This window comes from Streptomyces sp. NPDC058683 (assembly GCF_042716195.1).
GTDB lineage: Bacteria > Actinomycetota > Actinomycetes > Streptomycetales > Streptomycetaceae > Streptomyces.
The window spans coordinates 46,712-68,606 of sequence record NZ_JBHXSK010000026.1 but is presented as its reverse complement, the minus strand read 5'-3'; the positions used below and the strand labels follow the sequence as shown (position 1 = coordinate 68,606).

The window sequence follows — 21,895 nt, the reverse complement described above, 5'->3', positions numbered from 1 at the left end:
CGGCGGCCCGGCACCGCCGGGGTGCCGGGCCGCCAGGGGACGCTCCTCAGCCCTTTTTGAGGGTGACGTCCTGCTGCTGGACGGCGTGGAACGAGGGCAGCGGCAGGCCGCCCTGGGGGCGCAGCTCCATGATCGTGGCCTCGACACGGGCCGCACCGGTCTTCAGCTTCTCCGAGGTCACCTTGCCGGTGTTCTCCCAGTGGTGCTCGGCGCCGTCGCACACGGCCCGGGTGCCGCCGACGCCGTGGCGGTAGTTCGGCGATTCCTGGCTGACCGACGAGCTGACGAACACCGGGCCGATGGCACCGGTGCAGGTGTAGGTGCCGGAGAGGGTGACCGTGCCGTCGTCGGCGAGACGGCCGGTGGGATCGACGGTCACAGACTCTGAGGGGGCGGCGGGGGCGGCGGTCGCGGGGGCGACGGCGGCGCAGAGCAGGGCTGCGGAGCCGAGGGTCGCGGCGAGAGCGGGGCGTAGGGGCATGACATCCTTCCCAGGTCGTGGGGTGGGGCATGCCCTGGATACCGGGCGCCCGGCCCGGGAGGCGTGACCGTCACCCCTTCGGTGGCGCGTCCCACCACGCCGAAGGCGCCGATCTCGTCGCGGACGTGCGGCGGTCGTCGTGGGAGCGTCCGGGAGTTGTCCGTGTGTTGTCACAGGTCGCGGCAGGAGGTTCCGCGGCGTTCACGACAGGAGCATGGTCTGGTCATGCCGGTCGGCGACCGAGCCGGAGGCAGACCCGTGGAGGTGCGCCATGTGTTCCCACCAGCTCCCGAGCGCGACGGCCGACCGCGGCCTCCCGCACATCATCGCCGCCCACCCCGAGCAGGGCTGGACCCTGCTGTGCGACGGGGCGATCGTCTTCGACGACACGGGCGAGCTGCGCCCCGACGGCAGTGTGACCGAGCCGCACCGCGGCCCGGCCGGGCGGCTCGCCGTCGCCGCCTGACCCGGCGCGGGCGGGGCCCGCATCGCTCATCGGCGGCGCCGCGCAGGCCCGTCGGCCCCCTCCCCCGGCACCTTCGACGCGCCCCCCCCGGAACCCTGACTCACATTCAGGCGCGTACCTGAGGTGACCAGCAGCGATGCCGGGGACCTAAAATGATCAACGTGTCCGAGCAACACGCCCCGAGGTCCCTCATCGTCACGCTCTACGGCGCGTACGGCCGCTTCCTGCCCGGCCCGGTGCCCGTCGCCGAGCTGATCCGGCTGCTGGCCGCCGTCGGCGTGGACGCGCCCTCCGTACGGTCGTCGGTGTCCCGGCTGAAACGCCGCGGCCTGCTGGCCCCGGCCCGCACCGCACAGGGCGCCGCCGGATACGAACTCTCCGCCGAGGCACGCCAGTTGCTGGAGGACGGCGACCGCCGGGTGTACGCGGCGGCGCCGCCGGAGGACGCGGGCTGGGTGCTCGCGGTGTTCTCGGTGCCCGAGTCGGAACGGCAGAAGCGGCATGTGCTGCGTTCCCGGCTCGCCGGACTCGGCTTCGGCACGGCCGCCCCCGGGGTGTGGATCGCCCCGGCCCGGCTGTTCGAGGAGACCCGGCACACCCTGCACCGGCTCGACCTCGATCCGTACGTGGACTTCTTCCGCGGCGACCATCTCGGGTTCGCACCCACCACCGAGGCGGTCGCCCGTTGGTGGGATCTGACAGCGATCGCCAAGGCGCACGAGCAGTTCCTCGACGACCACGAGCCGGTGCTGCGCGCCTGGGAGCACCGGGCGGACACCCCGCCCGAGGACGCCTACCACGACTATCTGCTCGCCCTGGACTCCTGGCGCCATCTGCCGTACACCGACCCCGGACTGCCGACGGGCCTGCTGCCCGCCGACTGGCCGGGCACCCGTTCGGCCGCCGTCTTCCGGGCGTTGCACGAGCGGCTGCGCGACCCGGGCGGTACCTTCGCCGGCCTGTGAACGGATCGGTGAGCAGACCGCCGATTGTGAAATGTTCATTGCACGGCCCCGTGACCTCTTGCGTACCACGAGTCACTCAGCTAAACCTCAGCTTCCTTAACCACTCCTCTCAGACTTCTTACCTACTCTTCGACGGGTCGTACGCGAGTTTGAGTAGGTAGGGAAGAGGTCTGTTGCGCATGACCACCACGCCAAGGGCTCAGGGGGCCACGGTCTGGCTGACGGGGCTGCCGAGCGCGGGCAAGACGACGATCGCCCGGCTCCTGGGCGACCGGCTCAAGGCCCAGGGACACCGCGTGGAGGTCCTCGACGGCGACGAGATACGCCGCTTCCTCTCGGCCGGCCTCGGCTTCTCCCGGGCGGACCGCAACACCAACGTGCAGCGCATCGGGCTGGTCTCCGAGGTGCTAGCGCGCAACGGCGTGCTCTCCGTCGTCCCGGTCATCGCCCCCTACGCCGACAGCCGCGAGGCGGTCCGCAACCGGCACGAGAAGAGCGGCACGCCGTACCTGGAGGTGCACGTCGCGACCCCGGTCGAGGTGTGCAGCGAACGGGACGTGAAGGGCCTGTACGCCAGGCAGGCCGCGGGCGAGCTGACCGGGCTGACCGGTGTCGACGACCCGTACGAGCCGCCCGCCGACCCGGCGCTGGTGCTGCACACCCAGGACCAGACCCCGCAGGAATCGGCGGACGCGGTGCACGCGCTGCTGAGGGAGCGAGGGCTGGCATGAGCACCTTCACCCTGTCCCACCTGGACGCGCTGGAGTCCGAGGCGGTCCACATCTTCCGTGAGGTGGCGGGAGAGTTCGAGCGGCCGGTGATCCTGTTCTCCGGCGGCAAGGACTCCATCGTCATGCTGCATCTGGCGCTGAAGGCGTTCGCCCCGGCGGCGATCCCGTTCTCGCTGCTGCACGTCGACACCGGGCACAACTTCCCCGAGGTTCTCGAGTACCGGGACCGTACGGTCGAGCAGCACGGGCTGCGGCTGCACGTGGCCTCCGTGCAGGACTACATCGACCGGGGTGTGCTGCGCGAGCGGCCCGACGGGACCCGCAATCCGCTCCAGACGGTGCCGCTGACGGAGAAGATCCAGAGCGAGCGTTTCGACGCCGTGTTCGGCGGCGGCCGGCGGGACGAGGAGAAGGCCCGCGCCAAGGAGCGGGTCTTCTCGCTGCGGGACGAGTTCTCCCAGTGGGACCCGCGCCGCCAGCGCCCCGAACTGTGGAACCTCTACAACGGACGGCACGCCCCCGGCGAACACGTCCGGGTCTTCCCGCTCTCCAACTGGACCGAGCTGGACGTCTGGCAGTACATCGCCCGCGAGGAGATCGAGCTGCCGGACATCTACTTCGCCCACCACCGCGAGGTGTTCCGGCGGGGCGGGATGTGGCTGACGGCGGGTGAGTGGGGCGGCCCGAAGGACGGCGAGACCGTCGAGAAGCGGCAGGTGCGCTACCGGACCGTCGGTGACATGTCCTGCACGGGCGCGGTGGACTCCGACGCCGACGGCATCGAGAAGGTGATCGCGGAGATCGCCGCCTCCCGGCTCACCGAGCGCGGCGCCACCCGCGCCGACGACAAGCTCTCCGAGGCCGCGATGGAAGACCGCAAGCGCGAGGGGTACTTCTAGGCATGACCAGCACGAACACGATCGCCGGCACGGCCGGCCCGACCATCGACACCCTGCGTTTCGCGACCGCCGGCTCGGTCGACGACGGCAAGTCCACCCTCGTCGGACGGCTGCTGCACGACTCCAAGTCGGTCCTCACCGACCAGCTGGAGGCCGTGGAGCAGGCCTCCCTCAGCCGCGGCAAGGACGCCCCCGACCTGGCCCTGCTCACCGACGGGCTGCGGGCCGAGCGCGAGCAGGGCATCACCATCGACGTGGCCTACCGCTACTTCGCCACCCCGAAGCGCCGGTTCATCCTGGCCGACACCCCGGGGCATGTGCAGTACACCCGGAACATGGTCACCGGCGCCTCCACCGCCGAGCTGGCGATCATCCTGGTCGACGCCCGCAACGGAGTCCTCGAGCAGACCCGACGGCACGCGGCCGTGGCCGCCCTGCTCCGGGTCCCGCACGTCGTCCTCGCGGTCAACAAGATGGACCTGGTCGGCTACGAGCGGGCCGGGTTCGAGCGGATCGTCGCCGACTTCACCGCAGGGACCGCCGAGCTGGGCCTTCCGGAGGTCACCGCGATCCCGGTCTCCGCGCTGGTCGGCGACAACGTCGTCGACCGGTCCGCGGCCATGGACTGGTACGGCGGCCCGGCCCTGCTGGAGTTCCTGGAGAGCGTCCCGGTCGCCGCGGACGCGGCCGACGCCCCGGCCCGTTTCCCGGTCCAGTATGTGATCCGGCACGGTGACGTCCGTCACTACGCGGGCCAGCTGGTCTCCGGTTCGCTGCGGGTCGGCGACCGGGTCACCGTCCACCCGTCCGGGGAGACCTCCGAGATCGCCGCGATCGACGCGCTCGGTACCGCGGTCGAGACCGCGCACGCCCCGCAGTCCGTCGGGGTGCGCCTGGCCGACCAGCGGGACGTGTCCCGCGGCGACCTGATCACCGCCGGGCCGGAGGCGCCCGTGCTCACCCGGGACGTCACGGCGGCCGTGTGCCATCTGGCCGACCGGCCGCTCAGGGTCGGCGACCGGGTGCTGCTCAAGCACACCACCCGGACCGTCAAGGCGATCGTCCGGGAGCTGGCGGGCGCGCCCGAGCTCACCGCCAACGACCTGGGCCGGATCACCCTGCGCAGCGCCGAGCCGCTGCCGCTGGACGCCTACGCGGTCTCCCGGCGCACCGGCGCGTTCATCCTGATCGATCCGGCGGACGGCGCGACGCTGACCGCGGGGATGGTCGACTTCGCCTGATCCCCTCTTCGGTCGCAGAGCCCCCGGCGGGTGCCGGGGGCTCTGCGCGTTCGGGACGGTCACAAGGTCACGGCGCGTCAATAAGGCGGTAACAGAGCGGGCGGCCGTGAAAGACGGCCCGCCGGCCGGGGTAAGCAGCCTGTTGTCGGGCCGATGGTCCGGTCCGGGGCCCGCCGACAGGCGCCGGAACGGGACCCGTACCATTCCTACAGTTGAAAGCAGGACAAGCAGTGATCGCCTGCTCCATGAACGGAATCGCCGTGTACGAACCACCTTCCGCCGCCGCCTCCTGGCGCATCGCGCTGCCGCACACCGTCGCGGCCGTGCCGGTCGCCCGTGCCCTGGTGCGTTCGGCGATGGAGGAGGCGGGCCACGCGGCCGACCCCGACACCGCCGAGCTGCTCACCGCGGAACTGGTCGCCAACGCCGTCGAGCACACCGCCGGCAAGGGGCCGATAGAGCTGGTCGTCGAGCTGATGCCGGGCGGCTGCAAGGTCGAGGTGCACGACCCGGACCCGGCGCCGCCCGGCCACCTCACCCGTCCGGTGATCGAGGAGCCCGACCCCATGGACGAGGGCGGGCGCGGTCTGCTGCTGATCCGCGCCCTCAGCGCGTCCTGCGGGCACCGCCCCACCGAGTCCGGCAAGGCGGTGTGGTTCAGGCTTCCTGCAGTACCGCGTCAGTGGCGTCCGGCGTGATCGCCTCGGCGCGCGCCAGCGTGGAGCGCCGGCGCCCGTAGCCGACGTAGACCAGCAGGCCCACGGCCAGGAAGACGGCGAACTGGATCCAGGTCGTCCACCCGGTCTCGTACATCAGATACAGGCAGAAACCGACGCCCAGCAGCGGCGCGACCGGGTAGAGCGGCACCCGGAAGGTGCGGGCGAGGGCCGGTTCGCGGCGGCGCAGGGCGATCACCGCGATGTTCACCACGGCCATGATCGCGAGGGTGCCGATGGTGCACAGGTTCATCACCGCGTCCAGCGAGGCGAAGGCCGCCGGCAGCGCGAAGACCCCCGCGACGATCAGGGTGCCCGCGACCGGGGTGGCGGTCTTCGGGGAGACCTTCTCGAAGACGCGCGGGATCAGCCCGTCCCGGGACATGGACATCAGGATGCGGGTCTGGCCGTACATCACCGCGAGGACGACGGAGGCGATGGCGACGACCGCGCCGAAGGCGATCACCCCGCCGCCGATCGTGGACCCGGTGACCTGGTTGACCACGTAGGAGAGGGCGGCGGGGCGCCCTGCCACCTGGTCGCCGCCGATGGCGCCGGTCGCGGCAAGGGCGACCGCGCAATACAGCAGCGTGACCACGCCCATGCAGACGAGGATCGCGACCGGGATGTCCCGGCGCGGGTTCTTGGCCTCCTCGCCGGCCGTGGTGATCGCGTCGAAGCCGATGTAGGAGAAGAACGCGGCGGTGGTGCCCGCGCCGATGCCGCCGAGCCCGGCCGGGGAGAACGGCACCAGGTTGCCGTCCTTGAAGGCGCTGAAGCCGATCACGCAGAAGGCGATCAGGATGACGAGCTTCACGGCCGCCATCGCGGCGGTCGCCCGGGCGCTCTCCCGGACCCCGCGCACCAGCAGTACGGCGGCCATCGCGATGACGATCACGGCGGGGAGGTTCACGACCCCGCCGTCACCGGGGCCCGCGGACAGGGCGTGCGGGAGCTGGAGGCCGGTGAGGCTGTGCAGCAGTTCGTTGACGTACTGGCTCCAGCCGACGGCGACGGCCGAGATCGAGATGCCGTATTCGAGGAGCAGGCACCAGCCGACCAGGAAGGCCGTGGACTCGCCGAGCCCGGCGTAGGCGAAGGAGTACGACGATCCGGAGACCGGGATCGCGCCGCCCAGCTCGGCGAAGGAGAGGGCGGTGAAGACGCAGGTGACCGCGGCGAGGACGAACGAGATCACGACGGCCGGGCCGGCCTGGGCGACCGAGTCGGAGAGGCCGACGAAGATGCCGGTGCCGACGATCGCGCCGATGCCGAAGCAGATCAGCTGGAAGAGGCCCATGGTGCGGCGGAGGCCGTGACCCGCGCGGTCGGCGCCGGATTCGGCGACCAGCAGGTGCGGGGACTTGATGCGGGGCATGCGGGTGGTGCTCGTTTCTGGTGGTGCGGGTGCGATCCGGGTCGGTCGCCGTGGCGGCCGCGGCAGGGGTGGGCCGGGCCGCCGGAAAGAATAAGGCCTGGTGAGGCCTGTGCGTTACGGCGGCGGTCAGCCGAGCGTGGCCACCAGTACCGCCTTGATGGTGTGCATCCGGTTCTCGGCCTCGTCGAAGACGACCGAGTGCTCGGACTCGAACACCTCGTCGGTGACCTCCAGCTCGGTCAGTCCGTGGCGCTCGTAGATCTCCCGGCCGACGTCGGTGCCCAGGTCGTGGAAGGCCGGGAGGCAGTGCAGGAACTTGACGTCGGCGTTGCCGCTGGCGCGCAGCACGTCCATGGTCACGGCGTAGGGGCCGAGCAGCGCGATCCGCTCGTCCCAGACCTCCTTGGGCTCGCCCATCGACACCCATACGTCGGTGGCGACGAAGTCGGCGCCCCGCACGCCCTCCTTCACGTCCTCGGTGAGCGAGATCCGGGCGCCGGACGCGTCGGCGAGCCGCTGGGCCAGCTCGACGATCGTGTCGTCCGGCCACAGCAGCCGGGGCGCCACGATCCGCACGTCCATGCCGAGCAGGGCGCCGGTGACGAGGTAGGAGTTGCCCATGTTGTAGCGGGCGTCGCCGAGGTAGGCGAAGGCCATGCCGGTGAGCGGCTTGTCGCTGTGCTCGGTCATGGTGAGCACGTCGGCGAGCATCTGGGTGGGGTGCCACTCGTCGGTGAGACCGTTGTAGACGGGCACTCCGGCGAACGCGGCCAGCTCCTCGACCACGCCCTGGCTGTGCCCGCGGTACTCGATCGCGTCGAACATCCGGCCGAGCACCCGGGCGGTGTCCTTCACCGACTCCTTGTGCCCGATCTGCGAGCCCGCCGGGTCCAGGTACGTGGTGTGCGCGCCCTGGTCGGCGGCGGCGACCTCGAAGGCGCAGCGGGTGCGGGTGGAGGTCTTCTCGAAGACCAGCGCGATGTTCCTGCCGCGCAGGTACTGCGTCTCGGCCCCGGCCTTCTTGGCCGCCTTCAGCTCGGCGGCCAGCTCGACCAGCCCGCGGAACTCCTCCTGGGCGAAGTCCAGCTCCTTGAGGAAGTGGCGGCCGGCGAGGGCGGTCGGGACTGTCGCCATGGGGGCGCTCCAGCAGTAGAGATCGACGCGGGACTTTTGGAAGTCTATACGATGTTTCACATTTCTATACAGGCACCTCCGGCCTTTACGGCCTCGGTCCTCCACGGCTCCGTTCTCATACGGCGTCCCGCTCCACCGGGCAGCTCATACAGCGCGGACCGCCCCGCCCCCGGCCCAGCTCGCTGCCCGGGATCTCGATCACCTCGATGCCCTGTTTGCGCAGATGGGTGTTGGTGGTGGAGTTGCGCTCGTAGGCGACGACGACACCGGGTTCGACGGCGAGGACGTTGCAGCCGTCGTCCCACTGCTCGCGCTCGGCCGCGTGCACGTCCTGGGTGGCGGTGAGGACCCGGACCTCGCTGAGACCGAGGGCGGCGGCGATCGCGCGGTGCATGTGCTCCGGCGGATGGTCGGTGACCTTGAGCTCCTTCTCGCCGCTGCCCGGTTCGATGGTGTACGAGCGGAGCATGCCGAGCCCGGCGTACTGGGTGAAGGTGTCGCCGTCGACCATCGTCATCACGGTGTCGAGGTGCATGAAGGCGCGCCGCTTCGGCATGTCCAGGGCCACGATCGTCTGCGCCGAGCCCGCCTCGAACAGCTTGTGCGCGAGCATCTCCACGGCCTGCGGGGTGGTGCGCTCGCTCATCCCGATCAGGACCGCGCCGCTGCCGATCACCAGGACGTCGCCGCCCTCGATGGTCGAGGGGTAGGCGGCCTGCCCCTCCGACCAGACGTGGAACGTTTCGCCACGGAAGAGCGGGTGGTGCCGGTAGATCGCCTCGAAGTGCACGGTCTCGCGCTGCCGGGCCGGCCAGCGCATGGCGTTGATGGAGACGCCGTCGTAGACCCAGGCGGAGGTGTCGCGGGTGAAGAGGTGGTTGGGGAGCGGTTCGAGGAGGAAGTCGTCGAGGTCCATGACGTGGAAGCGGACCGAGGTGGGCTCCGCGTGCCCGTCCAGGAACTCCCGCTTGGTCATGCCGCCGACCAGCGCCTCGGCCAGCTGGGGCGCGGGCAGGTCCTCGAAGGCGGCGCGCAGATGGTCGGTGGCGAGCGGACCGTACTCCTTCTCGTCGAAGACCCGGTCCAGGACGAGGGTGCGAGCCGCCGGGATCGCCAGCGTCTCGGTGAGCAGGTCGCCGAAGAGATGGACGGCGACCCCGCGGTCCCGGAGCACGTCCGCGAAACCGTCGTGTTCGGCCCTGGCCCGGCGCACCCAGAGGAGGTCGTCGAAGAGAAGGGCGTCCTTGTTGCTGGGGGTGAGCCTTTTGAGCTCCAGATCCGGCCGGTGCAGGATGACGCGGCGCAGCCGCCCGGCTTCGGAGTCGACTTGGAATCCCATGACTCCATCCTGACCATCGCGGACCGGGTTCACCCCCAGGTCGACCGTTTCTTGTTCTCGTCCTCTTGACGACAAGCGCGACGGACGCGATTATTGTCATGCTGACTCTAAATCACGAGGGGGACTTCATGGCCGACATCACCCGGCGGCTGGGCCGGCGCCATCTGCGCGGAGCCCCGACGGCGCACATCAGACATCACCGGGGCGGCAAGCTGCTCCACGACGGGCCGGGCATCAGCTTCTGGTTCCGCGCGCTCACCGCGGCGATCTCCGAGATACCGGTCGACGACCGCGAACTGACGATGACCTTCCACGCCCGTACGGCCGACTTCCAGGACGTGGCGGTGCAGGCGACCGTCACCTACCGCATCGGCGACCCGGCGCTGGCGGCCGCCCGCCTCGACTTCTCGATCGACCCCGACACCGGCGTCTGGCGCGGCACCCCGCTGGAGCAGCTGGGCACCCTGCTCACGGAGACGTCCCAGCAGCACGCGCTGGCCGTGCTGGCCCGCACCCCGCTGGCCGAGGCGCTGGTCGACGGGGTGACGGCGGTCCGGGAGCGGATCGCCGAGGGGCTCGGCGCGGAACCCCGGCTGCCGGCCACCGGGATCGAGGTGGTGGCCGTGCGGGTGATGGCGCTGCGGCCGGAACCGGAGGTGGAGCGGGCGCTGCGCACCCCGGCCCGCGAGCAGATCCAGCAGGAGGCCGACCGGGCCACCTACGAACGGCGGGCGGTGGCCGTCGAGCGGGAGCGGGCGATCGCCGAGAACGAGCTGGCCAGCCAGATCGAACTGGCCCGCCGCGAGGAGCAGTTGGTCGAGCAGCGGGGCACCAACACGCGGCGCGAGGCGGAGGAGCACGCGGCGGCCGACGCGGTGCGCGCGGAGGCGGAGGCCGCGAGGTCGGTGAAGCTGGCGGAGGCCGAGGCGGCGCGCACGGTACGGCTCGCGGAGGCGGAGGCGGCCCGGTCCGTGAAGCTGGGCGAGGCCGAGGCGGCCCGGGCGGTCACGCTCGCGCGGGCCGAGGCCGAGGGGGCCCGGGAGACCGGTGAGGCCCGGGCCGCGGCACAGGCGGCCTGGCTGCGGGTGCACGGCGAGGTGGACGTGGCCACGCTGCACGCCCTCACCGGCACACGGCTCGCCGAGAACCTGCCGCGCATCGACAGCGTGACCGTGTCGCCGGACGTGCTGACGGGGTTGCTGGCGAAGCTGGGCTCGGCGGAGGGGGCGTGAACACGGCCCGCAGGTCCCCGGCAGGGGACGGCACGGAGGGCGGAGCCGCCCAGCGGGCCGCGGAGTCGGCGGCACTGCGGCCGGCCGCCTCGCCGAAGCCCGCCGCCCGGCCCGGCCGAACCCCCGTCGGAATAGGCACCGGAAGCACGACCGCCCGCCGGACCGCGGAACCAGCCGCACCCCGGCCCGCCGTCCCGCCGAGGCCCGCCCCCCGGCCCGGCCGAACCCCGGAGGCGGCGTCATGAGCCTCGCGCCCCGTGTGGTCCTCGTCCACCGCACCTCCGAGTACGACGAGTTGGTGGCCCACCACGGCACCCACGGGCAGGCCGCCTTCTTCCTCTCCTCCCGGGGGCGGGACATCGAGGAGGTCGCCGAGCGGCACCGCCGGACCGGTCGGGCGCTGGCCGAGGTGGCCTCGGCGATTCCGCTGACCTGGCGGCAGGCCCGGGTCGAGCGGGCCGACCTGGACCGTTTCCTGTTCGGGCCCGAGGACGTGGTCCTGGTGGTCGGCCAGGACGGGCTGGTGGCGAACGTGGCCAAGTACCTGGACGGCCAGCCGGTGATCGGCATCGACACCGACCCCGGCCGCAACCCCGGTGTGCTGGTACGGCACCGGCCGGAGCACGCGGCCCTCCTGCTGGCCTCGTTCGAGGCCTCGCGCGCCGACGAGCTGACCATGGTCGAGGCGGTGGCCGACGACACCCAGCGGCTCGTGGCGCTCAACGAGATCTATCTCGGAACCGCCGGTCACCAGACCGCCCGATACCGCCTGGGCCTCGAGGACGACGGGGGTGTCGTCGAGGCCCAGGCTTCCTCCGGGGTGCTGGTGGGCACCGGCACGGGGGCCACCGGCTGGCTGCGCTCGCTGTGGCAGGAGCGCGGCACCCGGCTGACGCTGCCCTCCCCCACCGAGGACCGCCTGCTGTGGTTCGTCCGGGAGGCCTGGCCCTCGCCGGCGACCGGGACCTCCCTGGTCGCCGGCGACCTGACCGCCTCCGCGTCCCTGACGCTCACGGTCGAGTCGGACCGTCTGATCGCCTTCGGCGACGGCATCGAGACCGACGCCCTGGAGCTCACCTGGGGGCAGACGGTCCGGGTCGGGGCGTGCGATCGACGGCTGCGGCTGGTGCGCTGACGGTCAACGGCTCGGCAACGGCTTGAGCAGTTCTGGGCGGGCCAGCATCCGACGAGCGACGCGACCGGGTTCGAGGGCGGCGCGGGCCACGATCCAGCCGGAGAGGGCATGGGGTTCAGCCGGATCGGCGGCCAGAGCGTCGGTGTACCGGGCCAGAGCGGCCGCCGGATCACCGGCGGCGAGATACTCGTCGGCCGTGTGCGGAGCAGCGGGGCTGGTGGCAAAGGCGTGGGTGCGTATGTCCGGCCAGGGGGTGCGGTCGGGGCGAACGCTCGCAGGGCCGGACGGGTGCGCCAAGTGGGCGTCCGGGAGGATGTTGCGCAGCCGCCACTCGGTGCGATGCAACACGGCGACCGTGCGCGCCCGGCTCAGGGCAGCCTTCGGGACGGGCTCGCGCAGCCAGCCGTCGAGGGTACGGGTCAGGCCGGTCACCAACGCCCGGCCCTGCTCCGTCAGGCGTCCGCCGACCAGCAGGGTGCGCACCGCGAGCCGGCTCTGCAGACGCCGCAGCGCAAAGTGGTAGCCGGCTTGATCCGCCGCTCCGGCGTGCGGGGCCTCGGCAAGCCGGTCCCGCCAGAAGCCCGCGACGCCGGTGAAGGCATAGGAGCCGTGCAGCAAGCCGGTGAGATGGCGCGGGTCGGTGCGCCAGGGAGCGTAGTAACGCTCGGCACGATCGTCGTCCAGCAGCGGGAACAGGTGCAGGAGGGCGGCCAATTTGCTGTGCTGAAGCTCGTGCACCAGAGTTTCGGCGAGAGCGAGCGGTGAGGCCGGGCGGACGACGAGCATGCCCCCGAAGGAGTCGCCGCTGGAGGCCGAGACCTGGACGAACGGCGGCGGGGGCGGGCTCACCGAGGTACGTCCGAAGGGCACGATGGACCGGATCATGGCAGGGTCGACCCGCCCGGGCCCCGGAACGCCCGGCCACGCGAGTATGCGTGCGGCCTCGCCGACCAACCGCTGCCACTCCTGTGCCTCGTCCTCGTCCAGTCGGGAGGGCGGCTGGTGGTCGTCGAGATCGCGGTAGGGATCGAGGTCCTCCAGTACTACGGTGACCGAAGTCGAGTCCTCGGGGCCGGCGAGGCTGAGGGTGCGCAGCGGGAGCCAGCCACTGGGGTCCCGCCGCACCGCGGTTCGGCCTGCGCTCACCCGTTTTCCCAGGGCCACGGTGCTCGGGCGACAGGTCACACGCACCGTACCGGTCGCGGCGCCCGGCCCGGTGACGGTCAGTTCTCCAGCGGCCGTCGTGGCCCGTCCGACCGCCAGTCCCCCCTTCGCTCCGTCAAGCTGGAGCATGCCGAGTCCGGGCAGTGGCAGTCGCCCGCTGGTGAGCAGAACGTCGAGAGCCGTCTCCATGCCGACGTACAGGGAAGCCGACAGGGCCAGCGCGCAGAGGTGGCCGGCCTCCGCCCACAACGGCGGCCCTGTGGCCGTACCGTGCATCCGCCGCAGCATGTGGGAGATCCAGCCACCCGTTGCCGGAGCCAGCAGTAGGCGTTCGACGGGCTCGGGCGACTTCTCCGCCGCTCTCTTGAGCACGCGCCAGGCCTCGGCGGCCGGGGTGAGCGGAGTGGACAGCACGTCGAGGTGGTCAAGAAGGGTGCGCAGGAGCAGCAACCGGCGTGCGCGTTCTCCTCGTTCGAGGAACGCGACGGCCTCGGCCGAGCCGCCTCCGCCGGCCAGTTCCGTGAAGAGCCGTTCCGGCATTCGGAGGAGAGCGTGGTGCTGCTCGGTCATCGTCGCAGACCTCCGGTCGAGTGGGCGGGCGTGCTGGGACCCGGATACGTGCGGCCGGCGCACCGGTGCACTGTCATCAGGACGGTCGAGGCTACTCGGCTCGGGCTCCGCCGTTCCCTCCTTCGCCGTTCCTCATGCTGCTGCGGGCGCGCAGCACCTCGGCCAGCAGGCGAGCGGTGGGGGGCAGGCAAGGGAGACCGTCCACGGCGCTCAGGGGCAGCGCCGCGAGGTCCGCGAGATCGGATTCCCAGACCCCTACTCCCCCGCCGGCGGAAACCTGTGCGGGTGGGGCGACTCCGGTGCGGTGCGGAGCGAGCGGCCGGTCCAAGATGCTCCCCCTTCTAGCACGGAGGCACGCGATGCCCCGTGTCCTTTCCATCATGGCCATTACTACCCGGGGCGAAAACCGTACGATCACGCCACCGATCACTTCTGCCTGCGCGGACCGGCCGAGGTGGTCACCAACTCGCCCAGAGCCGCAGCGAGTTCGACCTTCAGCTCCGGATCGTCGTCCACCGAGACCACGGCCTCGTACAGGTCCCACAGGGACTCCGGGTGCCGCCGGGCCAGCCCGTCGAGGATGTTGACGACATCGGTGCGCGCCTTGCTGTGGCGGCGCAGCACGGCCGTGACTTGTGGGTTCAGCGCGTCGACGACCGTCTGCCGTTCGGCGGGGTCGGCCATCAGGGGATAGGCGAGGAGGGCCGCCACGGCCCGCTGCACCGCCGAAAGCGGTCGCGGCACGGCGGGCGGCGCGGCCGGAGGGAGGATCTCTGCGCGGTCGGGGCCCTGGAGCCGGATTTCGGGGTGCTGAAGAGTTCGGCCCGCCTTCCTGAGGGCCGCGATGCCCGCCCGAACGGCCGGAAAGAGTTCCTCCGGATCGGGCGGACCGGGCAGCGCGACCGACCGGTCCGCCAACAGGCCGAGCAGCAGATCGGAGAACAGTCCGGTGGCACGGGCAGGGTCGTTGACCGCCGCCCTCCCCCGGCCGGCAGCGCGCAGCACGGTCTGCCGGTGCACGTGATTGGGCCGCCCCACCGGCAACGTGTCAGGAGGCAGAGCCTCCTGGAAGGAGAGATCCTCCTCGAAGGTCTCGCAGGCGTCCACGATCCACATCTGCTCACGCAGACCAGGCACAGCGTCGCCCGCGAACCTGGCGAGCGCCGAGTCCAGATCGATGCCCAGTTTGTCGGTGACGCTCGCGTCCGCGCAGAACAGCCGGAGCCTCCCGGCCCGGTCCAGCACGCCGTGACCACCCCACCACACCCACAGCATGTCGCCCTGCACCGGGGACAGTTCGCGTACCAGGACGCGCCGCAGGGTCGCCTGATCCGCGTCCTCGTACGGCACTTCCGGGTCGTAGGAAGGCAGCGCAGACAGGTGCAGGCGGAGCTGGGTCTCCGGCACTCCGGCGTCCCGAAGCAGCCGCCAGAACCGGACGGCGTCACGGGCTGGCCCGGGAAGTCGCCAGGCATCCCCGGCCTCGTAAGCCTCGATTCCCACCACGAGAGCGTGCACCCGGGCGGGATCGACGGACGGCATGCGCCCCGTCACAGCAGGTGTTCCACGATATGGCCGTAGACGGCTGGATTCGTCCAGTAGGCGCTGTGCGCGGCGGGAAAGGGCTGGCCGCTGTCGACGGCGACGTCCGTGACGCGGCCCGGGAAAAGACCCGCGCCCAGATAGCCGAGCAGGTCGCGGGGGTCGTACAGATTCAGCCACGCGGGAACATACGGTGGCAGTGGTGCGGGGTGTTCGAGGGACGGCAGGGAACCCGACTCGTAGAGGAAGGGCCCCTGGGAACCCACCGTCACCAGAAGCCCGACCTGAGGCAGCGGGGCGGAGATCAGCGTGTCGAGGGCGATGATGCCACCGAGACTGTGGCCGACCACGGCGACGGGCGGCTCCAGGCCGACGACAAGGGACCGCAGGCCGTCCCGGAAGGCTTCGCCTCGGCTCAGATACCGGAGGATGTCACCGGCGGCGGGGTGAGCCGCCTCGGTGAGTGGCCGCCGACGGCGCTCGACGGCTCGCGAGGCCATCGCGCCCGCGGTGCGCAGCAGATAGGAACGCAGCCCGCGCTCGGCGCCCCGGGGCGGTGCGCCGAGGGTCTCGGCGATCCGGGTGATGACGGCGTCGCGGGTCTCGCCTGTCGGGATGAGCGGGGAGCCGGCGTCCAGGGCGTCGCCGATGAGGCGCGCGGCCAGGGAGCGGGCAGCGAGAACCGCGAGGTTAGCCGGATCAAGGGCTTCGGCGGCGGGACCGAGCAGGGGATGGCCAGCCAGGTCGACGGCGGCACGGGCCAGACCGGGACCCAGCTCGGCAGCGGGCGCGTCGCCCTGGGCGGCGAGGGCGGCCAGCGACGCCCGGGCCCGCCGCTGGGGCGGTTCGGAGCCCGGCGGGCGTTCGGCGCCTGGAACGCCTCGGGCAGCGGCCAGGGCCAATTCGGCGTACGGGTCGCGATAGAGAGTGCCCCAGGTAGCAGCCGCTTCGTCATCCGGGTCCTGCGTCGCCGCGTCCTCACCCACTCCCCGCTCGGCACCGGACCGGGACGGCAGGCTGACGCCACCGGCCGCGAGCGTGGCACCGTGTGCCGCCCCCCAGTAGTAGGGCACAACGCGAAGTCCGTCGCGTCGTGCGGTCAGACCGGCAGCGACGCGCCCCACCAGCGCGGAGAAGCCCGGCTCGCGGACACCGGTGCCGTGGACGAAGACGACCGCCGTCATATGCCCCCCGTGACGACCAAGCGCGCTGGGTACGACTGCCATTGCCACGTCAAGTTAGCAGCCGCGCAAGGGCGTTGGGACGGGATCGGACGGCCTGCGCCGGAAGCGTCTCCAGCAGCGGCCGTTCCGGCCGTCCGGGTCAGAGCGGCATGGACGCGATGTCGCACTCGATGCGACGGCGCTGGCGGGCGGCCTGGAGCCAGGGGTGGTCGCTGCGCAGCACTCCCGCGAGGCGTTCCACGGCCTTGCGCTGGAGCGTGTCCGCCTCCTCGACCCGCCCAAGCCCTCGCAGGTCGAGAGCCAGGTTGGCGGTGCAGGAGAGGGTGAGCGGGTGGTTGTCGCCCGCCACGTCCGCCAGCAAGGCCAGATGATCGGAGTCGATTGCGTACGCCCCGTCGAAGTCGAGCCTGGCATACGCGGTGTTGGCCCTGCCGAGACCGACGGTGAGGGTGATGATGTGCTGCGGCCCCACGGTGTCGCTCAGCCTGCGTACCACGTCCTCCTCCAGCTCCTGCGTGGTTTCCAGCGCGCCCAGGGCCCGCTCCGTGGCCGCCAGATTTGCCTTCGTCACGAGCGTGTGCGCGTGGTCACCGCCGAGGCGTCGCTCCAACCGGGCCACCGTGGCCTCCGCGAGCCGGTGTGAGCCCTCGAGGTCCCCGGCCAGGCGTCGATCCACGGAGACGTTGGTCGCCGTGGTCAGCGAGTCAAGGTGCTCCTCACCGTAGCGAGCCTCGAAGCTGCGCAGGGTGTCCTCGGCCAGCTTGGCGCCCTCGGCGAGGGCGCCGTCCCGGCGACGGCAGACGCTGAGGTCGCGGGCAATGCGCAGGGTCAGTGGGTGTTCGTCACCGAGCTCGGAGATCGCCCGCCGGTAAATGTCCTCCTGGAACTCGCGCGCCTCGGGGTACTGGCCCGCCTCCCGCATGTCGATGCCCAGGGACTGCAGGGAGTTGAGGGTGAAGAAACTGGCAGAGCCGAACAGTATGTCGCGCTGGCGAGCGGTCTCCTGGTCGAGCGGCAGTGCTTCTCTGAACTGCCCGCACAGCCTCAGGTCGACGCCCCAGCTGTGACTGGCCCGCAGAGTGATCGGGTCGTCGGGGCCGAACAGTGAGCGAGCCAGGTCGGTAGCCTCCTCGCCCAGGTCCCGTGCCTCCTGGAACCGGCCCTGGTAACGGTGGGCGTCGGACATCTCGCACAGGGAGTCGATCAGGTCTTCGGGTTCGACCCCCACACGGCGGGAGACCTCGAGTGCCTTCTCGGTGAGCGGGATCGACTCCGGGATCTGGCCGATCTGGCGCAGCAGAAAGGCGAAACCCTTGGTCATCCGGATGACATAGATGTCCTCCTCGCCCGAGGCTGCGAGCCAGGCGCTCCATGCCTGACGGCCGAAGTCCGCGGCGCCTTCGTGGTCGCCCCAGTAGTAGAGGAACCACATGGTGTCGTAGACCAGATCCCGCACGTAGGAGTCGGTACTGGTCACCGCCTGTGAGGCGAGGATGTGCGGCAGCAGTGCCTGATAGGTGCGCCACTCCAGAGAGGATCCGTAGGCGCCCCGCTTGGCGGCGGACAGCAGCTGGTGGGCCGCCTCCCTCATGCTCTCCCGTTCCTCGGCGGTCAGCTTGGCGAGCAGCACGGTCTGGAGCATGCGGTGCATCTGCAGGGTATCGGCGCGCGGGTCGACCTTGACCAGGGAGAACATACTGAGATCACGAACGGCTCGGTTCAGCTTGATCGACTCACGCAGCATCGGGTCGATCTCCGGCGTGATGTTGACGCCTCGGCTGCCGCGCAGCATGGACCTGGGAATGGGTTCAGGGGCCATGCTGGCACAGATGTCAAGAAGCTGGCGGGCGCCTGGGTTGTTCTCCTGGATGCGTTCCAGGGAGATGTCCCAGGCGGCCGCGACGGAGATCGGATAGTCGGGAGTTCCTTCGAGTTCGAGGATCTCCGGGCTGCGCTGGGCAAGCAGGTCGAGGTACTCGTCGACGAGCATGCCGGTGACGCCGAACCACGCACCGGCCTGCTCCACGGCGAGCGGAAGGTCGCCCAGTTCCTCGGCGAGCCGGTCGGCGTCCTGCCGGGTCAGGTCCTTGGCCCGTTTCTGGAGCAGCTCGATCGACTCGTCGCGTTCGAAGACGTTCACCGGGAGTGAGGTGGCCACCCGCTCCCAGCCCCGGTTCCGGGAGGTGACGATGACCTTGCCCGGTCCGTTGTGAGGGAAGTAGCCGCGCACCGCTTCGATGTCCTCAGCGTTGTCGAAGATCAGCAGCCAGTTGTCGTACGGCCGCCCGGCGCGCAGTGCCTCCAGCACCGCGGGCACGGCGGTGTTGGCCGCGGCCGCGCCCAGGCTGTCCTGGCCGGCCGGGGCGACGCCCAGCTGCGAGGCGAGGGAAGACAACGCGGCCAGGATGAGGCTCTCGCGCTCGGCGGGGATCCAGCAGACGATCTTGTAATCGCGCTGATGGGTATAGATGTACTCCAACGCCAGCTGGGACTTGCCGACGCCACCGAGGCCGTGCAGTGCGTTGGGCAGCACGGCTGTGGTGTCCTGGGCAGCGAGCTGCTCCTCCACGGCCCTCAGCAGCGCCTGGCGGCCGACGAACGAGGTGTTACGCATGGGGACGTTCACCAGTAGGGCCGGCGTTGTGGTCGTGGTGCTCTGCATGAGCGACTCTGCCTCCAGGGTTTCTTGTCGGTTCGCGCCGGCCGCCAGAGACGGCGCAGACTCTCCAGTCCGATCGGAAATTCGTGCATCCGCATGACCGTCTGTTAGCCCGGTCGGAGCCGTTTCGCCCGGGATATTCACCTCTGGGAGTGCATCCGCAGACGAACTGCCCCCGGCCCGTACAGCTGCGGGCTCCCTGGACAGGTTCGGTGCGATGCGCTTGGCCCGTTCGGAGTAGGGCCCTGACAGGGCGCGCATCACGGCCAGTTCAGTGCGGACCCAGCTGCGTGCGGCGGGGTCGGGCAAGGTGGCCCGCAGCGGGTCGTGCAGGGCGGCACGCAGGGCGACACCACGCTCCCCGGCGGCCGGCAGTTCACCCACTACGCTGACAGTGCGTGCGAGTTGGCTGCGAGTGGTGGACGCGAGCAGGGCCTCGCGGACGCCCTCGGCGAACTCGGGGCGTCCCTCTTCGCCGCTCTCCCAGTCGATCAGTCCACCCATGAGAACCTCAGCGAGATGATCGGGGCCCGCTTCCGGCACGACGCGTCGCCGCAACTGCTCGACGAGTTCGAAATCGAAGGGAATGGCGGCGACTTGGACGGCGAGGCGACGGGCGCAAGGGGTGGCGAGATTGAAGAAACGCGTGACGGCGGCAGTGGCGGCGCGCGGCAGGCGCGGGGCATGCAGACCCGGAGCCGGCGCTCCCTTGCTCAGGGTGCCCGCGAGGACCACGGGCAGCGAGCGGCGTACACCGCGCCCACCGGTCACCAGGTCGGACCAGGCCGCGAGGGAGGCGGGCTTCAGGGACAGGACCGGCACGGCAACGGAGTTGTCCCCCGCGTCAGGCAGTGGACGCATCGGATCGGGGCCCCCGGGCGGCTCCCAGTGCCGGAGGCCGCCGTTGTCGGCTCCGAACCCACCGGCCTCCAGTACGGCGGGGTACGGATAGAGGGAGGACCGGTGGCGCAGATGCGGCGGCAGCAGGTGAACCAGGGCGGTGGGTCCGGCGTGGGCGAGGCGGCCGAGCAGATCGTCGGCGGCGGTAGCGGCCCAGCCGTGCGCCAGCCCGTCGGTGACCACGAGGAAGATACGGCCGCCCCGCCCGTCCAGCAGCTCGGCGGGATCGGCGACGGCCCGCCCCATGGGCCAGCGCAGTGTGGCGCTGCCGGTACGTGGCAGAGTCACCCTGATCGTGCGTACACCGCGGAAAGCACCGCTGTGCTCGGCGGCGCGCGCGAGGTGTCCGGCGGTCTCCCGCCAGATCCTCATGGTGGGGGCATCGTCGACCAACAGCACCAAGTCGAAGGCCGGCACCCTGGCCGGCCGCAGGAACGGCATCCACAACCCGTCCACGACGCCCTGCTCCGCGGTGGCCTCCTCGTCCAGCTCGAGACTGCTGCGGGACGGAACGCGGCGGGCCAGGTGGTGCAGGGCACGTGCGAGCAGGGCTGTGACTCGGCCGGGACCCAACAGATCCGGTTCGCCCCGAGACAGCAGCGGCTGACTCAGATGCAGTTTCAGACGGCCTTCGGGGTGCGGTAAGAGACGCACGGCCGAATGCGGGGCGGGGTCAGGGGCGGCGTCGGAAGAGTGTGCGGTCGGCGCCTCGGAGCGAACGTCCTCGTCACTCACGGACGGCGGCAGGAATACGTCGTCGGTCATCGCCGACCGTACAAACCGTCCGGTCCCGGCACCTGGCGGCGGTACGGCCGGGGAGCTCGGATCCGCCGTCTCCTGACCGGCCTCGCCCGGACCACCGTACCTGTCCCGGTGTGCGACGAGCCATACCGCGTCGGCGATCTCCTGCCAACGCGGTACGAAGTCGTCGGACGCGACCGAGGGAAGGGCTCGGCCCCCGCTCGCCTCGCCGTCGGCGAGAGGGTACGCCGAAGGAGTCGGGGACGATCCCGACGCAGGGTCCTCGTCACCGAGTCCGGATGCGCGCTCCCGGGGAAAGCCGGTCATCAGCGGCCCTTCGAGAGGTCGCGGAGCAGCAGTTCCACGAGCTTACGCCCGTCCCCATCGGCCTGGAAACCACCCACGGTTGTCATCTGGACAGCGTTGAGCAACTGATCGAGACTGTGCGTGCCCCCCGCCTGAACCCGCTGGACGAACAGGTCGACCAGGTCCTCGGTCCCTCGCGGGCGAAGCCCCAAGTGCCCTTCCACCATGGCCAGAAGCTGTTCCCGGGTGGGCGGACGCATCTCCATGGGCAGACAACGACGTCGAAAGGCGGCGGGGAATTCCCGCTCACCATTGCTCGTGATCACCACAACCGGGAACTCCCGGCATTCGACGCGGCCGTTGTGCACCACGGTCCGGCCGCCCGGATCACTGGTGTGCACGCCAGCCGTGTCGGCGGCGTCACGCACCAGCTCCGGAACCTCATAACTTCCATTCTCCAGGACGTGCAACAGGTCGTTCGGCAAGTCGATGTCGCTCTTGTCGAGTTCGTCGACGAGAAGCACCCTAGGCCGGTCGTACGGCAGCAAGGCGGTACCCAGAGGCCCCAGTGTAATGAACTCCCCTAGAACTGGCGCAAGTTGACGATCTCCAGAAGTGGGCGCCGAGTTGACGATTTGTTCGCCGCCATCGAACGCGGGCCCTGGTGTCGCCCTTTCCCGGAGTTCTGCCTGCCAGGCGGCGATCGCCTGGGCGCGCCCCATGGCGTCATGGACGTACAGGCCGTCGCGCAGACTGGTACGGCTGACGACGTTCCACTCGAGCACCCGGCCGAGTCCCAGCTCACGCGACATCAGATAGGCGAGCGTCGACTTACCGACCCCTGGAGGGCCGGTGACCAGCAACGGACGGCGCAACAACAGAGCAGAGTTGACGATCTCGATCTGCTCGTCGTCGAGTTGGGGGGTCATACCGCCGGGCCCCAGGCGGCGCAGCGCGGCCTCGGGGTCGTCCGGGGGCGAGGCTTCGGCCGGGCTGCCACGGAACTTTCGCCAAGGCGGCGGGTCGGGTAGCACGGGTGGGATGTCCTGCCGTCGTCCGGTGGCGTGGAACACGCGCCAGTCGTCCGCGGCCATCCGTTCCGGTGCGTTCAT

Annotated in this window: 17 protein-coding genes; 8 read left to right on the top strand and 9 right to left on the bottom strand. The window is 71.0% G+C overall.

Annotation, left to right across the window (positions count from 1 at the left end; genetic code table 11):
* Positions 1-46 precede the first annotated feature (46 nt).
* Entirely contained in the window at positions 47-481 is a 435-nt protein-coding gene (locus ACFWXC_RS27685; protein WP_384482990.1) for a DUF6299 family protein, read from the bottom strand.
* 271 nt (positions 482-752) lie between these two features.
* Here ACFWXC_RS27685 and ACFWXC_RS27680 point away from each other — a divergent pair, with 271 nt between their 5' ends.
* The 6 genes from ACFWXC_RS27680 to ACFWXC_RS27655 all read left to right on the top strand — a co-directional run bounded on the left by ACFWXC_RS27680 (position 753) and on the right by ACFWXC_RS27655 (position 5,481).
* The gene (locus tag ACFWXC_RS27680) at positions 753-947 is read left to right on the top strand and encodes a DUF5999 family protein (protein WP_384482988.1); all 195 of its coding nucleotides are present in this window, start codon (positions 753-755) and stop codon (positions 945-947) included.
* 152 nt (positions 948-1,099) lie between these two features.
* On the top strand, positions 1,100-1,912 hold the full coding sequence (locus ACFWXC_RS27675) for a PaaX family transcriptional regulator C-terminal domain-containing protein (protein WP_384482987.1): 813 nt from the start codon (positions 1,100-1,102) through the stop codon (positions 1,910-1,912).
* Between the two features lie 179 nt (positions 1,913-2,091).
* Positions 2,092-2,643: an adenylyl-sulfate kinase gene (cysC, locus tag ACFWXC_RS27670; RefSeq protein ID WP_384482985.1), complete on the top strand. Its 552-nt coding sequence runs from the start codon at positions 2,092-2,094 to the stop codon at positions 2,641-2,643.
* On the top strand, positions 2,640-3,542 hold the full coding sequence (cysD, locus tag ACFWXC_RS27665) for a sulfate adenylyltransferase subunit CysD (RefSeq protein ID WP_384482983.1): 903 nt from the start codon (positions 2,640-2,642) through the stop codon (positions 3,540-3,542). Before cysC ends, cysD begins: the two co-directional genes overlap by 4 nt.
* Positions 3,543-3,544: 2 nt before the next feature.
* Positions 3,545-4,783, top strand: coding sequence for a sulfate adenylyltransferase subunit 1 (locus ACFWXC_RS27660; protein ID WP_384482981.1), 1,239 nt, complete (start codon positions 3,545-3,547; stop codon positions 4,781-4,783).
* Between the two features lie 245 nt (positions 4,784-5,028).
* The gene (locus ACFWXC_RS27655) at positions 5,029-5,481 is read left to right on the top strand and encodes an ATP-binding protein (RefSeq protein ID WP_362566538.1); all 453 of its coding nucleotides are present in this window, start codon (positions 5,029-5,031) and stop codon (positions 5,479-5,481) included.
* On the opposite strand, the gene ACFWXC_RS27650 is transcribed toward ACFWXC_RS27655, so the two are convergent.
* The 3 genes from ACFWXC_RS27650 to ACFWXC_RS27640 form a co-directional block, all read right to left on the bottom strand.
* Entirely contained in the window at positions 5,441-6,877 is a 1,437-nt protein-coding gene (locus ACFWXC_RS27650) for an amino acid permease (protein WP_384482979.1), read from the bottom strand. The two genes, ACFWXC_RS27655 and ACFWXC_RS27650, sit on opposite strands and share 41 nt — an antisense overlap.
* Positions 6,878-7,003: 126 nt before the next feature.
* The gene (gene argF, locus ACFWXC_RS27645; protein WP_384482977.1) at positions 7,004-8,011 is read right to left on the bottom strand and encodes an ornithine carbamoyltransferase; all 1,008 of its coding nucleotides are present in this window, start codon (positions 8,009-8,011) and stop codon (positions 7,004-7,006) included.
* Positions 8,012-8,126: 115 nt separating this feature from the next.
* The gene (locus tag ACFWXC_RS27640) at positions 8,127-9,350 is read right to left on the bottom strand and encodes an arginine deiminase (RefSeq protein WP_384482975.1); all 1,224 of its coding nucleotides are present in this window, start codon (positions 9,348-9,350) and stop codon (positions 8,127-8,129) included.
* 128 nt (positions 9,351-9,478) lie between these two features.
* Here ACFWXC_RS27640 and ACFWXC_RS27635 point away from each other — a divergent pair, with 128 nt between their 5' ends.
* Positions 9,479-10,582 (top strand): SPFH domain-containing protein, encoded by a 1,104-nt coding sequence (locus ACFWXC_RS27635; protein ID WP_384482974.1) that lies wholly within the window; start codon positions 9,479-9,481, stop codon positions 10,580-10,582.
* A gap of 241 nt (positions 10,583-10,823) precedes the next feature.
* A complete protein-coding gene (locus tag ACFWXC_RS27630; RefSeq protein WP_384482972.1) occupies positions 10,824-11,717 on the top strand; it encodes a hypothetical protein in 894 nt (297 codons plus the stop codon).
* A 3-nt stretch (positions 11,718-11,720) separates the two neighbouring features.
* Here ACFWXC_RS27630 and ACFWXC_RS27625 read toward each other — a convergent pair whose 3' ends face one another.
* The 5 genes from ACFWXC_RS27625 to ACFWXC_RS27605 form a co-directional block, all read right to left on the bottom strand.
* Positions 11,721-13,451 carry an HEXXH motif domain-containing protein gene (locus ACFWXC_RS27625; RefSeq protein WP_384482970.1) on the bottom strand — a complete coding sequence of 577 codons (1,731 nt, stop codon included), beginning with the start codon at positions 13,449-13,451 and terminating at the stop codon, positions 11,721-11,723.
* Between the two features lie 426 nt (positions 13,452-13,877).
* Entirely contained in the window at positions 13,878-15,005 is a 1,128-nt protein-coding gene (locus tag ACFWXC_RS27620; protein ID WP_384482968.1) for a caspase family protein, read from the bottom strand.
* Positions 15,002-16,177 (bottom strand): hypothetical protein, encoded by a 1,176-nt coding sequence (locus tag ACFWXC_RS27615; protein ID WP_384482966.1) that lies wholly within the window; start codon positions 16,175-16,177, stop codon positions 15,002-15,004. Before ACFWXC_RS27615 ends, ACFWXC_RS27620 begins: the two co-directional genes overlap by 4 nt.
* A gap of 139 nt (positions 16,178-16,316) precedes the next feature.
* Positions 16,317-20,804 (bottom strand): FxSxx-COOH system tetratricopeptide repeat protein, encoded by a 4,488-nt coding sequence (gene fxsT / locus ACFWXC_RS27610; RefSeq protein ID WP_384482964.1) that lies wholly within the window; start codon positions 20,802-20,804, stop codon positions 16,317-16,319.
* Positions 20,804-21,895 carry an AAA family ATPase gene (locus ACFWXC_RS27605; protein WP_384482962.1) on the bottom strand — a complete coding sequence of 364 codons (1,092 nt, stop codon included), beginning with the start codon at positions 21,893-21,895 and terminating at the stop codon, positions 20,804-20,806. The genes fxsT and ACFWXC_RS27605 overlap by 1 nt, the downstream gene beginning before the upstream one ends.